Annotated in this window: 1 pseudogene (running past one end of the window); it reads left to right on the forward strand. The window is 31.1% G+C overall.

What is annotated here, in order from left to right:
• Positions 1-286: pseudogene (locus KA830_RS13525) on the forward strand (heavy metal translocating P-type ATPase); its annotated part reaches 95 nt to the left of the window's first position; the annotation flags it as partial.

Here is a 286-nt window from a genome sequence, read left to right on the forward strand (position 1 = left end):
TCATGGTAATCATGAGCATCATAGTCATCAAGAACATGAAAATCACACTAGTCATGGTAATCATGAACATCACCATCATGGAAATTTTAAAAGTAAATTCTTTATTTCTTTGATTTTTGCGATACCGATTATTATTTTATCGCCCATGATGGGAGTTAAATTACCGTTTCAAATTTCATTTACAGGGTCAGATTGGATTGTATTAATTCTTGCTACAATTTTATTCTTTTACGGAGGAAAGCCATTTTTATCAGGGGCTAAAGATGAAATTTCAACTAAAAAACCT

The organism is Staphylococcus sp. GDY8P119P, assembly GCF_017892075.1.
Taxonomy (GTDB): Bacteria; Bacillota; Bacilli; order Staphylococcales; family Staphylococcaceae; genus Staphylococcus; species Staphylococcus ureilyticus.